The organism is Fusibacter bizertensis (assembly GCF_029914245.1).
In the GTDB taxonomy this organism is placed as follows: domain Bacteria; phylum Bacillota; class Clostridia; order Peptostreptococcales; family Acidaminobacteraceae; genus Fusibacter_C; species Fusibacter_C bizertensis.
In genome coordinates this window covers 102,973-117,437 of the sequence record NZ_JARYZI010000012.1, presented here as the reverse complement: position 1 = coordinate 117,437, position 14,465 = coordinate 102,973, and the positions used below count along the sequence as shown (strand labels likewise).

The 14,465-nt window shown below is 35.7% G+C and carries 14 protein-coding genes; 9 read left to right on the top strand and 5 right to left on the bottom strand.

Features of this window, described 5'->3' with window-relative positions; genetic code table 11:
• Positions 1–534: 534 nt before the first annotated feature.
• Positions 535–918, bottom strand: coding sequence for a lactoylglutathione lyase (gloA, locus tag QE109_RS15150; protein WP_281095391.1), 384 nt, complete (start codon positions 916–918; stop codon positions 535–537).
• Positions 919–1,150: 232 nt separating this feature from the next.
• On the opposite strand from gloA, the gene QE109_RS15145 reads away from it, so the two are divergent.
• The 6 genes from QE109_RS15145 to QE109_RS15120 all read left to right on the top strand — a co-directional run bounded on the left by QE109_RS15145 (position 1,151) and on the right by QE109_RS15120 (position 6,066).
• A complete protein-coding gene (locus tag QE109_RS15145) occupies positions 1,151–1,459 on the top strand; it encodes a ferritin family protein (protein WP_281095390.1) in 309 nt (102 codons plus the stop codon).
• 84 nt (positions 1,460–1,543) lie between these two features.
• A complete protein-coding gene (locus QE109_RS15140) occupies positions 1,544–2,470 on the top strand; it encodes a radical SAM protein (protein WP_281095389.1) in 927 nt (308 codons plus the stop codon).
• 50 nt (positions 2,471–2,520) lie between these two features.
• Positions 2,521–3,219, top strand: a complete 699-nt coding sequence (locus QE109_RS15135; protein WP_281095388.1) for a ZIP family metal transporter — start codon at positions 2,521–2,523, stop codon at positions 3,217–3,219.
• A gap of 95 nt (positions 3,220–3,314) precedes the next feature.
• A complete protein-coding gene (locus QE109_RS15130; RefSeq protein WP_281095393.1) occupies positions 3,315–4,226 on the top strand; it encodes an ABC transporter ATP-binding protein in 912 nt (303 codons plus the stop codon).
• A gap of 13 nt (positions 4,227–4,239) precedes the next feature.
• On the top strand, positions 4,240–5,241 hold the full coding sequence (locus QE109_RS15125) for an ABC transporter permease (protein ID WP_281095387.1): 1,002 nt from the start codon (positions 4,240–4,242) through the stop codon (positions 5,239–5,241).
• 18 nt (positions 5,242–5,259) lie between these two features.
• Positions 5,260–6,066 (top strand): GDSL-type esterase/lipase family protein, encoded by an 807-nt coding sequence (locus QE109_RS15120; RefSeq protein ID WP_281095386.1) that lies wholly within the window; start codon positions 5,260–5,262, stop codon positions 6,064–6,066.
• Between the two features lie 97 nt (positions 6,067–6,163).
• Here QE109_RS15120 and QE109_RS15115 read toward each other — a convergent pair whose 3' ends face one another.
• The gene (locus QE109_RS15115; RefSeq protein WP_281095385.1) at positions 6,164–7,018 is read right to left on the bottom strand and encodes an aldo/keto reductase; all 855 of its coding nucleotides are present in this window, start codon (positions 7,016–7,018) and stop codon (positions 6,164–6,166) included.
• A 170-nt stretch (positions 7,019–7,188) separates the two neighbouring features.
• Between QE109_RS15115 and QE109_RS15110 the strand changes: the two genes are divergently transcribed.
• Both QE109_RS15110 and QE109_RS15105 read left to right on the top strand, forming a co-directional pair.
• Positions 7,189–8,652, top strand: coding sequence for a protein adenylyltransferase SelO (locus QE109_RS15110; RefSeq protein WP_281095384.1), 1,464 nt, complete (start codon positions 7,189–7,191; stop codon positions 8,650–8,652).
• Between the two features lie 92 nt (positions 8,653–8,744).
• A complete protein-coding gene (locus QE109_RS15105) occupies positions 8,745–10,277 on the top strand; it encodes a SulP family inorganic anion transporter (RefSeq protein ID WP_281095383.1) in 1,533 nt (510 codons plus the stop codon).
• A gap of 66 nt (positions 10,278–10,343) precedes the next feature.
• Here the strand turns inward: QE109_RS15105 and QE109_RS15100 are convergent, their stop codons facing one another.
• Entirely contained in the window at positions 10,344–10,850 is a 507-nt protein-coding gene (locus QE109_RS15100) for a hypothetical protein (protein WP_281095382.1), read from the bottom strand.
• 319 nt (positions 10,851–11,169) lie between these two features.
• Here QE109_RS15100 and QE109_RS15095 point away from each other — a divergent pair, with 319 nt between their 5' ends.
• A complete protein-coding gene (locus tag QE109_RS15095; protein WP_281095381.1) occupies positions 11,170–12,441 on the top strand; it encodes an Lcl C-terminal domain-containing protein in 1,272 nt (423 codons plus the stop codon).
• 61 nt (positions 12,442–12,502) lie between these two features.
• On the opposite strand, the gene QE109_RS15090 is transcribed toward QE109_RS15095, so the two are convergent.
• Complete coding sequence (locus tag QE109_RS15090; protein WP_281095380.1) at positions 12,503–13,258, bottom strand: YibE/F family protein; 756 nt, start codon at positions 13,256–13,258, stop codon at positions 12,503–12,505.
• Positions 13,255–14,370, bottom strand: coding sequence for a YibE/F family protein (locus QE109_RS15085; protein ID WP_281095379.1), 1,116 nt, complete (start codon positions 14,368–14,370; stop codon positions 13,255–13,257). The genes QE109_RS15090 and QE109_RS15085 overlap by 4 nt, the downstream gene beginning before the upstream one ends.
• Positions 14,371–14,465 lie beyond the last annotated feature (95 nt).

Sequence of the window (14,465 nt, the reverse complement as noted above, 5' to 3'; positions counted from 1 at the left end):
ATGGGACCTAACGTTGCTGGTGTAATCGGTTCAGCAGTATCTGCAGGTGTGTTACTTTCATTGTTTTCAGGATTTTAATTTAACATCACCAAGGGATACAAGAAGATAATAAATCTTTTAATCTTTTTAGCGCTTAAACAATTGTTTAAGCGTTTTTTTAATTCTAACAGTCTAGAGATAGAAACTGGCTACCAGCTAGCACCAGATATTTATTTGAAATAATTTGACTGCATTAACATCTGTTTTTTACTTAAAGAAAGTATACTTTTGTCTATGTTTATATTCTATTATAATGATATAATTACAATTGAAATGAATTTATATAAAAGCAATAAATATATATAAAAGGATTGAAGACGATATACTCGTTGAGCAAAAAGATGGGAAGTATAGAGAACTGTGGTTGGCTCAAGCACAGTACTACTCTGAAGAGGCATAGCTCAACATAAAAGTTTTCCAAAATGAGTAATAAAAAAATCACCATGTACATCTCAACAAATGTACATGGTGATTTTTTTATAAGCTACAGTTTATTTAAGCTCTTCTAATCACTTCAACTTCATAACCATCTGGATCAGTTACAAAATAGTATCTAGGAGCTTCCCCAGGAAGTCCCATAAGTTTAGTGACTTTATAGCCCATATCCTCATGATTTTTGTGAGATGCTTCTAAATCTGGCGTGCCTACGGCGAGATGACTGAAGCCGTTGCCGATAACATAAGGCTTTTCTGGGTGATAATTATAAGTAAGTTCAATATCGTAATGTCCTGATTCATCAGTTAAAAAAACTAAAGTAAATTCATGTTCTGGAAAATCTTTGCGGTTGGTTTCTCTAAAGCCAAGTGCGTTTTTGTAAAAATCGAGAGATTTTTCAAGGTCCATAACGCGTAAACACGTGTGTAACATTGAATATTTCATGAGGGTCTCCTTTTAAAATATAGTTGCACGATTAATCCAAATATAAACATCCTCAGATGTATTGCTATTAGACCGTTAGTATACCATATATTGATATTATTTTAAAGAAATGCTAAGTTTCAACCCGCTAAAAAATTCTTGAATTACAGAGAATAATTGACATATGCCGGAAACGGAGTATAATAAAAATAAATACCGGCATATGCCGAAAACTAAAAAGGAGGTGCGTTAAATGCCTGATTTTGGACATCCATTTTCTGGACTAGCGAAAGAACGCAAATTAACAGAGCAAGAACTCATTAGAGCTATTCGCTTTATGGTTTCTGCTGAATATGAAGCAATTCAACTTTATATGCAATTGGCAGAATCAACTGATAACAAATTGGCAATTGAAGTATTAAAAGATATCGCTGATGAAGAGAGAGTTCATGCTGGTGAGTTTTTAAGGCTTTTAAAAGAACTTGATCCTGATGAAGAGAATTTTTACTCAGAAGGCGCTAAGGAAGTAGAGGAAGAAATTTCTAAATTTAAAGGTAAATAGTTTTTAATTTTTACAGAAGGGGCAATGAATGCCCCTTTTTTCGTCTTTAATCTAATGATCATTTAGAAAAGAGGTAAAACGCAAATGGAAGAAATGAAATTTGTATATGGACCAGTACCATCTAGAAGATTGGGCATTTCATTAGGGATAAGCCCAATTCCCAAAAAGACCTGTAATTATTCTTGTATCTACTGCCAACTTGGTAGAACCGATAACATGACGAATACGAGGCAGATGTTTTTCTCAGTGAAGGAAATAATAGAAGAATTTGATATTTATCTTAAACGAAATACTGAGTTTGATGTGGTCACCATTGTTGGAGAAGGAGAACCTACACTCTATTTAGGATTAGGAAAACTCATATGTGAAGTTAAAAAAAGAACAGAAAAGCCAGTTGTTGTCATTACAAATGGTGCATTGCTATATGATAAAGTATTGAGAGAGGAATTATACAATGCAGATATTGTGTTGCCTACGCTTGATGCGTATGATGATGCTTCGTTAAAGAGCATCAATAGACCTCACGGTGCAATCCGTTTTGAACAGATAAAGAGTGGTTTAAAAACATTTTCTGAAGAATTTATAGGAAGTCTATGGATAGAAATTATGCTAATTCCTGACATGAATGATGATAACACTTCACTTTTAAAACTTTCTGAAATCTTGAAAACACTAAAGTATGATAAGGTCTATATCAATACACCCGTTAGACCGCCTGCAGAAGCTAACGTAAAATCTGTCAGCCATGAATGCATAGAAAGGGCAGTCAATATACTTGGAGGTATTTCTATAGAGTTGTTAGCTTCACAAGGATTTTATAGTGAAATAAAAGATCATTATGAAGCCATCATCAGTATCATTAAAAGACATCCTATGAATCAATTTGAAATAGAAAGCTTCTTGAAGACAAGAGGCTGCATAGATAGTGTCAAAATTATGAATACGTTAAAACAAGATGAGCAAATCGCTTTAATAGAATATAAAGGGATGCTGACCTATAGACTAAAATAATGATCAGATCGGAGATGATTTAAGTGTTAAAACTCAGTACATTTACATGGGTGGCTATTTTTGCACTAAGTGCAATGGTAGTTAATAGTATTGGAATTTTGGTGATTTATAAAAACAAAGTATGGGCTGAAAAGAATGTTGAGTACTTTATGTGTTTTGCTGCTGGCGTGTTGATCTCATCACCTTTAATCATGGCGTTTCCTCAGGCGATAGAAAAAAACCCAAACGCAGGTTTGGCTGCGTTAATTGGATTTGTATTTATGTTTTTTAGCAATAGGATTATCAAACACAAAACCAAGCAACATGAATTGGCATTTGGAATTACAGCCTTAGAGGGAATTGGGATTCACTCTTTTATAGATGGCATCATTTATTCAGTTGCTTTTAATGTGAATATTTTCATAGGTATATTGGCAGGGATTGGGCTCGTCGTACATGAATTTGCAGAAGGGGTCATTACATTTTCAGTATTAACTAAAGCAGGATTAAGTGATAAAAAAGCCATTTTTTATGCTTTTCTGGTAGCTGCACTCACTACACCGATAGGTGCTTTTATAGCCTTTCCATTTGTAAGCAAATTAAACAGTTCAATTCTAGGACTTGCTCTTGGGTTTGTAGTGGGCGTCTTAATCTATATTTCCGCATCCCATCTTTTGCCAGAAGTAAGAGAAAATGAAAGGGAACATTCTTACTTGGCCTTTTTAGCGGGTGTTGGTTTGGCAATGCTTATATTGTTGAGCAAACAGTAAGATGCGTTTATATAAGCACAAATTGGATATAATACTCTAAATATAAGAACGATTAGATTGCTACGAGTCATTAATGTAGAGTTGAAGTGAGGCAGATTATGAGTAGGGTGCTTAAAGTTAATAATGTCACGAAATATATTGAAAAAAAAGAAATCATTAAAGGCATCAGTTTTAATATAGAAGAAGGTGAAATCTTAGGTTTTTTAGGTCCTAATGGTGCTGGAAAATCAACAACCCTTAGAATGATTGTGGGACTTTCGAAACCCTCTTCAGGTACAATCGAAATTTGCGGAGCGTCTATATCAACTCAATATATAAAAGCCATGGAGAACGTTGGGTGTTTAATAGAAGGGCCAGATCTATATAATTTTGCCACTGGTATGAAGAATTTAGAGATGTTATCTGCTATGTCTAAAAATATCTCTAAAGAAGATATTCTTGAGGTTGTTAGGCTCGTTGGACTTGAGAATAGGATCAACGACAAAGTAAGTACTTACTCTATGGGGATGAGGCAAAGACTAGGTCTTGCACAGGCCTTGATTCATAAACCGAAACTTTTAATTCTTGATGAACCTACAAATGGGTTTGATCCCCAAGGGATCTTTGAGTTCAGGGAAATTATAAAGGACTTAGTGAGACATAAAAACATTTCAGTGTTAATATCATCTCATCTTATCTCTGAAATACAACTCATGTGCGATAAAGTTTCTATTATCAATGATGGACTAATTATTAAAAATGCAAAGGTGAGCGATTTATTATCTTCAGGCACTATTTATTGGGTTCTTGATGACCCTCTGAAGGGACAGACCTTATTAAAGGAAAAATATAAAGCCGATTTAAAGATTGAAAATAATGAACTGATGGGAAATATCGATCTTGAGAAAATAGAAGAGATGAACAAGTACCTAATTGATGAAGGGATAAAACTTAAATATGTAGGTATAAAAAGTCTTACACTTGAAGAGTTGTTTTTAAACCTAACTGAACATCATCATATCACATAGAGGAGATGGCACGATGGTTTCTTTAATTCAGAATGAAATTACTAAAATATTTTTAAAGAAGAAAATGATATTAATCGCCATTTTACTGATCGTTCTTGTTGGGCTGTTTGCCTATGGTGAAAAATATGCATATGATAAAACGATTAGTAAGTTTGAATCCTCAGTAAGTGGCGCTTCTTATGATTGGAAAAGCCTCGTCAATCAGCAAATCGAGCAACTAAAAGGTAGAGTAGATAGCCCCTATATTCCTGAATCTGCGATTCAATCCATAAACATTCAGATCGAGCAATTAGAATACTTTGTATCTCATGATTTGAATCCAATTACCCCAAGCACAGCAAGGTTTACAGTAGAATTTATGGAACAATCTATTATTCTATTTTTACCATTGCTAATCATCATTTTAGCAGCTGATTTAATCTCAAGTGAGTTCTCAAATAGAACCATAAAATTACTACTTACAAGGGCAGTGCCTAGATGGAAAGTTCTCTTAAGTAAGTATCTTGCTCTCGTGATGATGACGACTATGGTTATACTCTTAATTGGCATTATATCAGGCGGCGTTTCTAGGCTCTTTTTTGGCGTATGGGGATTTGATGAACCCATCGCTACTGGGTTTAAATATATTGGAGGCACATTAAACTCAGACTCAGTCATAAGGATAACACGATTAGAGTATATGTTTTTAGTCTATGCACTAGGATGGTTTGTATCTATTGCAATTGCATCAATAACGTTCATGATCTCTGCACTTGTTAGAAGTACAGCAACTGCCATAGGGATAATTATGGCATCACTGATTGGTGGACAGTTTTTACAATTTTTCTTATCAGATTGGGGAATTGTGAAATACTTTTTTGTGTCAAATCTCAATCTCATAAAATACTTAACAGGTTCCTTCCAACCAATTGAAGGGATGAGTTTAGTATTTTCAGTATTGGTGCTAAGTGTATGGTCTGTTGTATCTTTGGTTATAAGCTTTTTTGTTTTTTCGAAACAAGATGTATTGGTGTAGTTCTATAGGAGGCATGGTATGAACAAAAAAATCTTATGGCTGATATTGTTTGTATTTTCAATTGTGATAGCAGTGGGCTTTATTATAGGAATCGTGACAACTATTCATATTACGACATCAACTCAGAACGGTGAAATGACAAAGTCAAACATTGAGACGAGCATTGAAAAGACCAATAGTGTTTTTAAGTCGGCAGATAATCTCAATATCCTAGTAATAGGAGATTCTATAGGCGCTGGCGTTGGTGATGAAACAAGTATGGGACTTGGCAAAGGTTATGCCTTAAAATTGAATGATAACTCAAAGTCGACTGAAGTGATTAATTTGTCTGTTCCAGGTGCGAAAACTGAAGATCTCTTAGCCGTCATTCAAAATACCGAGACAGATGCGTTTCTGATTCAATCGCATATGGTGATGATCTCAATAGGTGGTAATGATATCAAAAGCCTTCTTGATAATGAAGCTTCCACACTTTCAATTGACTATGAAGAACTCTTAACGCAATATCTGAGTGATTTAAAAGTCATTTTAAACGCAATAAAAGCTAAAAACGCAGATACACAAATTGTTTTTATCGGACTTTATAATCCTTATGGCGATAAAGTTGATATGGAGAAAATTGAACTGTTACTAAATATGAATTACAAGACCTCATTACTAGTAGATTCTTACTCGAGTAGTGTTTACATCCCAACTTATGATCTTTTTAAGTATCACTTAGATGCTTATCTGACAATAGATGATTTTCATCCAAATGCAGCGGGTTATAGTGCTATCGTTGACCGGATCATTTCAGTCGTTCTTAGTGATGAGATGCGTCAATAATCTGAAATAAAGTGAACCACTATGCGTCTAAAACTTATGAGACACAAAAAACCCCTTCAAAATCCAAGTTGAATTTTGAAGGGGTTTTCATTGAATTTTATCTAGATTTAAGTGGAAACAAAGGTGTTGTTGAACGCGCAACTTTTTTTAAGTCTTCTACATCAGACACGTCAAGCTGTAGTCCTTGTTCAACTATTTTTAATGCCCATCTAAATTGCTCTATATTTCCAGGGGGAACTATAATATCTACACCGCGATTCAGCGAGTAGTTCACAGCTTTTTTAGCAAGTTCAAAATCTTCTATTGGATGATACCAAGCTTTAGGATATTTTTCTTTATCGCTTTCTTGATAACTTGTAAGTACCATAGATTTGATGCCTAAAATGGTCATGTTTTTTTCTTTTGCAAGTTTGAGGACATCGTCACCATATCCATAATTTAGCATCGAAGCAAAATTAAAAGGAAACATAATAGAATCAAAATCATATCTTTCCATAAGTGCCAGTGCAGCTTCAGTTGAATGTGCTGAAAAACCAATATGTTTGATAAGGCCTTCTTCTTTTGCCTTTAAATAAGTTTTAAAAGCGCCATCAGGACCAAATGTTTTTTTGACATCCTCTAGATCATAAACAGCATGAAGTTGGTAAAGATCAAAATAGTCTGTTTCCAATTTCTCGAGAGATTCTTCAAGTAATTTTCTTGAGCCAGATGCTGTGCGATCCTCAGTTTTACACGCTAAAAAGATATCTTTTCGCTTTCCTCTAAGTGCAGGCCCTAGTTTTGATTCAGCATCAAAATAAGTAGGAGCGACATCAAAATAATTCACCCCGCTTTTTATAGCTTCTTCAACATATCTGTTTGCATCTTCTTGCACTTCGTTAGCAACGACGATACCGCCAAATGCAACTTTTGATAGACTTCTCTTAAATTTTTCACTATAAGTTTGTAACATTTTTTCACCTTCCTCTAATAGGTAGTATACGGTGTTTCTATACCCATTAGCAAGTGGTTTAACCAAGTTAGGCGCATTGGTTAAGTCAAATTGAGATGGGTATTTAATTGATATAAGTACAATTTAAATCCATTAAAAGTATTTATAATAACAGAAAGGTATAAATGATGATGTCAAATATAAAAAGAAAAGATAACTTTGGTTTTTGCATAGATAACTCATATCTGGAGTTACCAGATATACTGTATACAGTTCAAATTGCTAAGCCAGTAAAAGATCCTCAGATTATTCTTTTAAATACTGCATTAGCACTTGAAATTGGTCTGGATGCAGATGGGTTAAGTACTTTAGAAGGAACTGCTATTTTATCCGGAAATCAACAAGTTCTCGGTAGTAGATCGTTTGCACAAGCCTACTCAGGTCATCAATTTGGTTACTTTAACCACCTTGGAGATGGAAGAGCACTAATGATTGGTGAGCATCTAACGCCTGAAGGCAGGCGGGTTGATTTGCAATTAAAAGGCTCAGGTCCAACGCCTTATTCTAGACGTGGTGATGGAAGAGCTGGGGTAGAACCTATGCTTCGAGAATACTTAATTAGTGAAGCCATGGCAGGCCTTGGCGTACCTACAACTAGAAGCCTTGCGGTTGTAAGTTCGGGAGAGACCGTATACAGAGCAACCCAGCAAGAAGGTGCGATACTTACGCGTATGGCGTCCAGTCATATACGAGTAGGTACTTTTCAGTATGCCGCTTCGCGCGGTGATGCTATATTAAAGGCACTCTTCAACTACACTTTAGCTAGGCACTATCCGCAGTGCTCTGATAAAGAAGATCAGATAAGATGCTTACTTTTTAACTTTGCGATGCGTCAAGCTAAACTGATAGCACACTGGCAAAGCCTCGGGTTTGTACATGGTGTCATGAATACAGATAATGTAACTTTAGCAGGTGAGACGATAGATTATGGGCCCTGTGCCTTTATGGATCAATACGATCCCGATACGGTATTCAGCGCTATAGACACAAGTGGTAGATACCGATATAAGAACCAACCCCTTATTGGAAAATGGAATCTGGCAAGATTCGCAGAGACTTTGATACCACTTTTTAATCATGATGGTGAACGAGTCGCAAATGAGGCTTTAGATTATTATGACCAGGTATATGAAGCAGAGTGGCTTTTAAAGATGCGAAACAAATTAGGTCTTTTAAGTTCTGATTATGAGGATTTAGCTATGGTAAATGAATTACTAGTATGCATGGAAAGGGATCAACTAGACTACCACGAGACGTTTAAAAAACTAACACTAGGCACTTTTGAAACCGAGGAAAGTACTTCTTCAGAAGCCTTTAAGAACTGGTATCAAAAGTGGCGTATGCGTCTCACACAGGAACTAGGGGATGAAAAATCACTAAGGGAATTCATGAAAGGACAGAATCCTGCAATTATCCCCCGTAATCACATCGTTCAGCGCGTTCTTAATGATTGGGTTTTAGAGGGTGACGATAAGCCGTTTAGGGAATTGATGCGATTGCTATCGAATCCTTATCTATATACAGATGAACAACTCCTTATCGGTACGCCACAGAAAAACTGGCCAAAAAACTATACAACTACCTGTGGGACATAGGAATTTAAGCCAGCTATAAAGTGTTTCTTTTATTTACCTCTATTTTATGGTATATTAATGACTTATGTACTTAAAATTTCGGAGGTAATACATTGTCAAAAAGAGAATCAAGATTTAAGAATATCAATATTAAGAACGAATTATTATCAGGGTTAACAGTTGCACTCGCTCTTGTTCCTGAGGCAGTTGCATTTTCTTTTGTGGCTGGCGTTGAGCCACTTGTGGGACTTTATGCTGCGTTTATGGTGGGCCTTATAACAGCTTTATTTGGTGGAAGACCAGGTATGATCTCAGGTGCAACTGGCGCACTAGCAGTTGTTATGGTTGATCTTGTATCAGAGCATGGCGTTGAATATCTCTTTGGTGCCGTGGTGCTAATGGGAATTATACAAATCACAGTAGGACTTCTCAAATTAGGTAAGTTTATCAGGATCATTCCACTACCAGTGATGTTTGGGTTTGTCAATGGACTTGCGATTGTGATCTTCTTAGCCCAGCTCAATCAGTTTAAAGTAAAGAGTATAAATGACACGCTTGTGTGGATGAGTGGTAAGGAACTTTTTACCATGATAGGACTTGTTCTAATGACGATGTTCATTATGTATATATTGCCAAAGTTAACTAAAGCGATCCCATCAGCACTCGTTGCGATCCTTTCTGTTGCGGTTTTGGTGAACTTTCTTCATATTGATACGAAAAGTGTCGGCGATATCGCATCAGTTGGTGGTGGGTTTCCACAGTTTCACATCCCAAGTATACCTTTCAACCTTCACTCATTAGAGATTCTGTTACCTTATGCAGTGGTTTTTGCAGCGATTGGTCTTATCGAATCCTTGATGACGCTAACGTTGGTGGATGATATCACTAAAACAAGAGGTCGTGGAAACAAGGAGTGCATCGGTCAAGGCGTTGCCAATATTGCTACTGGTTTCTTTGGTGGTATGGGTGGTTGTGCGATGATTGGTCAAAGTATGATCAATGTAAATTCTGGTGGTCGCAATCGGTTATCAGGTGTTTCAGCTGCACTTTTCCTATTAGGGTTTATCCTTTTTGGTTCATCACTGATAGAGATGATTCCTATAGCAGCACTAACTGGTGTTATGTTTATGGTAGTTATCGCGACCTTTGAGTGGTCATCATTTAAAATGATTAGGAACATTAAAAAGTCAGATGCTTTTGTAATTATACTTGTTTCAGGGATAACAGTTGTACAAGACTTGGCAGTGGCAGTTGCCGCTGGCGTAATCGTCTCAGCACTGATTTTTGCTTGGGAAAAAGGTAAAAGAATTGATATTACAGTTACGAAGGAAGCGGAGCATACTAAAGTTTATCAGATAAGAGGGGCTTTGTTCTTTGGTTCTGCGAGAAACTTTATTGAAAGTTTTGATATATCAAGTGATCCAGATGAAGTTGTTATTGATTTCCTCCATGCTAGGGTATTTGACCATTCTGGAATCGATATTATCAACTCGCTGACAGAGATGTATAAAAATGAGGGAAAAATTCTTCATCTAAAGCATCTGTCGCCAGAGTGTTATGAATTTATAAAAGATGCAACAAGTGTTGTGGATATTAACATCATAGAAGATCCAAACTATCATGTTGCAATCAATGAATTAGCATAGATCCGATATTAAGAAACCCAAAAGATTAGATGATAGATCTAAACTTTTGGGTTCTATTTTTGTTCACTATTTTAATAATTGTAAAACACTTTGTGGTGATTGGTTCGCTTGTGCCATCCTAGCGTTACTTGCTTGCTTAGTGATCATATCATTCACTGATTTAAGCGCATCTGCTGCTTTTTGTGGACTATCCAATGCAGCTTGATCAGCTTTTTGTTGAATTTTATTTTCACCTAAATTATTTTGAGAAACAGAACGCTGAGGTCTTTGTGGTGAATAATTTGCACTCACGGGCTTACCAGCAGATGTCACGGTATTTGTCTTGGTAGCAGTAGGGGCAAGCGGTGTAGCAGTAGCTGTTGTTTGTGCTTTACTAAGGGCTTGACCTTCTTTTGAAATCGATACGTTGATGGGATTACTAGAGACAGAATTACTATTTGAAGTCTTTTGGGGATCTTGTTGCTTCGTATCTGGTTTTACAATACTTCTATCGATGGTGTTGCTAGTATTTGATGTATTTGTACTAAGTTGTCGATACGTATTTAAGGCTTGAGAATTTGGGTTAATTTTCATAAAGTATAACCTCCTTATTAGGTTCAACTAAATCTTCATGATGATCGATCTTAGCACAGTTGAGGCTGAAACTAGAGTATTAAATTTATTTTAAAGACCATTCATAGCATAATTATATTTATTAGTTTTTAAGTATAACTATATCATACCCCTTTTTGAGGTAAAATATGTGAATAATATGAAAACAACTTTAAAATTTCAAAATAATTATCAAATTCAAAAAAACGATACTTTGCCACATTTTGACCTTTGAATTTCCAATTGCATGCATCATATAATGTATGTAGGTATTGGATAATAAATAAGAAAGGAAAGTGTGATGATGAATAAAATTGGAATTATATTGGTCGTCTTAATAGTTATAATGGGTGGTTTGCTTTATAGTTTTGCAAATGAAAAAGATGATAACATCCAGGCTGTAAAATCGATAGCGACATCGAGCGAGTCAGTAACTTTAAATAACAGTGATTTAACTGCAACAGAATTATCCTATAAAATCGTTGATACAGGAACTTCTAAATTTTTTACTGATGTGACGACAGTTTCTAAGATATCCTCTGGTGAGGCGTTTTATGGACAAGATGCAAACTATAGTGGCTATGAGCCAAGTTATACTGATAATGGTGATGGCACGGTGACGGATACAGTCACTGGCCTAATGTGGCAGCAAACCATGGACTCTAAAATGACTTTTGATGAGGCACTTGAGTATGCAAATAATGCTAAACTCGGCGGATATGATGACTGGCGTATCCCAAATATAAAAGAACTATTTTCGCTTATAAATTATAATGGTTCTTCAGGTGGAGAGAAAGCAGATATACTTTTTATAGATACTGATTACTTTGATCAACCTATAGGAAACACAAGTATTGGAGAAAGAGAGATTGATGCGCAGGTTTGGTCAAGTACAAAGTATGTGAGCACTACTATGAAAGATGATGCAACAGTATTTGGTGTGAATTTCGTTGATGGGCGTATAAAAGGTTATGGTATGATAAAACCACAAACCAAATTAGATAACACCGCTTATTTTAGATTAGTTAGAGGAAACACGTCATACGGTGAAAACCTTTTTGTTGACAATGGTGATGGTACAATCAGTGATCTAGCCACTGGTTTAATGTGGCAGATGACAGATGATGGTCAGACACGTGACTGGAAAGAAGCACTTCAGTATGCCGAGGACTTATCATATGCAGGTTATGATGACTGGAGACTACCAAATATCAAAGAGCTACAAAGTATCGTAGATTATTCAAGAAGTCCAGATACAACTAACTCTCCTGCGATAGATCCGCTGTTTGTACTATCGGAGATGACTGATCCAAATGGCAATACAAATTATGGCTTTTATTGGTCAAGTACAACACATCAAGATGGCATCAACAAATCAAGCAGTGCTTCATATGTGTCATTTGGGGAAGCACTAGGAAAAATGAATGGTTCCATCATGGATGTTCACGGCGCTGGTGCTGTTAGAAGTGATCCTAAGTCTGGTGATTCAGATGATTATCCAAAGTATTTTGGGCCACAAGGTGATGTTAGATATGTATATAATTATGTGTTAGCTGTAAGAGATATAGACTAATCAACAAAAGCAAAATTGAAAAAGTAGAGCATTCACATGACCTTTAGATGATGTGGATGTTCTACTTTTCTTTAGTTAACGTAGCAGCCATCAATGCAGTTGCAATAGGTATTATCAAAAGTATACCTATACCACCGCAGATGATATGGAAAACTTCACTAGCGAATAATTTTGAATTGATGGTATTTACAAAGGTGTAGTTTAAAGTTGAAAACCAGATTAATATCGAAAAAAAGCCACCAAGGAAAGCAAAAAGCAACGTGTGTGTCATGGTACCAAGGATATCCCTACCGATTTTCATGCCTGATTTAAACAATTGCTCAAATTTTAAAGATGAATCAATAACATATAACTCGTTCATTGCAGAAGTGATTGATATAGCCACATCAATTACAGCCCCTAACAGTCCAATAAGGATTTCAATAAAGACGATTTCTGATAAGTCGATATTAACATATGCACTCATGGCAGAGAGTTGTTCAACTTGCTCAAAACTAAAGCCTTGTATTCTAGCTTCTTTAACAAAGGGGAGTGAAATGAGCAGCGTTAAAATGATTGCAATAAGGACTGAAATACTCGAAATAATGGTCATCTTATTGATGCCGTTTATATTAAAGAGTAAAATTACACTAATTAAAAGACTCGCTATTAATGTCGTTTTAAGTGGGTTAAACCCCATTGAGATAAAGATGAGTAACACTATGAAAATTGTAACCGTATAGAGCATCGAAAAGAAAGATCTAACCCCTCTTGCGCCGCCAATTGTAGCCATCAGAATAAATAATATACCAGTAAGAACTATTAGTGATGTATTCATTTGACCTCCGAATGAGGTACTTTGTCTAGAAGTACTATGGAAATTAAGAGTGTGATGGGTATGGAGAGTACGATTCCGATACTCCCAATGACACCTCGTAAAAGTTCTAATGATAGTGAGATGTTCATCATATAGCCAAGTGAAATGCCACTTTTCATCATCAAAAGGATTACAGGTATACTACCGCTTAGATAAGCTAAAATTAAAGTGTTTGTCATAGTTCCCATGATATCATTCCCAATTTTACGGCCTGAACTAATAAGCATTTTACGTGTAACAACAGTTGAAGTTTTAAGGATTTCTTCTATTGAAGAGGCAATTGATACAGCAATATCCATGATTGCCCCGAGTGTACCGATTACGAGTTGAAAATAGAAGAGTTCAACTGGCGAACTAATGGTGATATCCATTTCTTGATAGTTAACACCGCGAGAGCCCGTAAGTTTAAAAGTCACATATGCAATTGTGATAGCAAAAAGTAAACCAAGTGCAGTTCCTAGTGATGCGGCAAGTGTTTTTTTATTGAAGCCAGTCACAAGTGTCATAGAAGTAAAAATAAAGATTATAACTGCGATGGGTGCCAAAAGGTAGATACTAACATTATTTCTATATAGATACATAATGACAAATACAATAGCAAAATTTAGTAAAACACTGACAAGTGATTTAGCGCCTTGTTTGCCACCTATTAGCACAGCTAAAAACGCAAAAATGATCAGCAGGGAAACCATGTATGTATCGCGTTTTAAGGAGACTATATCATATTCGTTTTTTGTGCCAACAGTAGTTTTCCTTAAAATCAATAGTTGACCAACTTCATAACGATTAGAAAATGCTTGAGAATAAGAAAATTCATTTTCAAGTTTAATGGGTTGAGTTGAAAGCTCTTCGTTGATGAGTTTGAGAGTTAGGATCTGCTTATAATCCAAAAATGGTGATAACTCAGTATCTGGCACACCAGCCTCATCAATAGAGATGATTTCACCAATAGGTTGTTGATAAGTTGGTAAAACATCATTTATATTCACAAGTAAAATTACTAAAAGAAAAAGTGATAAAAAAGTATATTTATGAGACGATTTTTTAGTTGATATCAAATTTTGTATGTTCAAAATAGCCTCCAAAATTTCGAATAAATTTAGTATAACATGTGCCATTACCGAAGTCACTACCATAAGCCTTAGGAGAATATATGTAGTACTGGAAA